This is a genomic window from Bacillus hominis, assembly GCF_018332515.1.
GTDB classification, from domain to species: Bacteria; Bacillota; Bacilli; order Bacillales; family Bacillaceae_G; genus Bacillus_A; species Bacillus_A hominis.
This window is the reverse complement of sequence record NZ_BOQD01000422.1, coordinates 1-900: the sequence shown is the minus strand read 5'-3', so window position 1 is coordinate 900 and position 900 is coordinate 1. Positions and strand designations below refer to the sequence as shown.

The 900-nt window shown below is 29.2% G+C and carries 1 protein-coding gene; it reads left to right on the top strand.

Features of this window, described 5'->3' with window-relative positions:
* The first annotated feature begins 127 nt into the window (after positions 1-127).
* Positions 128-814, top strand: a complete 687-nt coding sequence (locus KI356_RS25950; RefSeq protein WP_212936884.1) for a DUF3888 domain-containing protein — start codon at positions 128-130, stop codon at positions 812-814.
* Positions 815-900 lie beyond the last annotated feature (86 nt).

The following is a 900-nucleotide window of genomic DNA, read 5'->3' as shown; positions in this document are numbered from 1 at the left end:
AATGAAGGAAACCTTTCGTTCAAACTTTATTTTAATCCTACATTAATAACAATCTCAAATAAATTATAGTGTTGTATTTATCTTTGTTAGGAGAAAATACCTACCGAGAAAAGGTAGGTGACCTTATTTGAAAAAAATTTTATGTATTATTTTTAGCGTTTTATTTTTTATCACTACTTCTACTGTTTTTGCAAAGCAAGAAGCACAGAGTCAAGAATTTATTAATCAGTATTATTTTGATATTGATTTAAAAGGGGTTAAAGATATCTATTTCTTTAGGGAGTTCCCTTTTTATAATGATAAAGGACAAGTTTCACCTTTAGGTAAGGTAGTTTTATCTGTATTACAGGGTGATATATGGACATGGGTTAGAGAACCAAGGATTTATGTTAAAGAAAACATTGCTTATATGCACGTAGTCAAATTAGATGGATTAAATCTGTTATATACGTTAAAAAAAGAAAATAACGTTTGGAAAGTCGTTAAAATTGAGAAAAAGAAACTTCCTACGGTTGGTAGCGAAGTTATATTGGAGCAAGCATTTCTAAGAGCGATTGGAATAGAGATACTTAATGCAACAAAAACGTATTATGGTGAATCAAGGCTTTTTGATTCGGCAAGAGTTATTGATATTGTCCGAGATGAATTTAATGATAAGTATGATATAACAATTCAAATTGTTACGTATGAAGGACCTATAATGCCACCTTATGGTTTTGATACAATTACTTTACGAATACCAGGTTTTAAAGTAATAAAATACGAGCATAAAGATGTTTCGGATATTGGGAAAATACCATTAGAAACACATTAAAATGTTTAAGGTAATGTGGAGTATTAGTTAAAAAGGAAAAAAGAGGTAATTACATATTAAAAGTGATTGAGATAGTCCTCAATCAC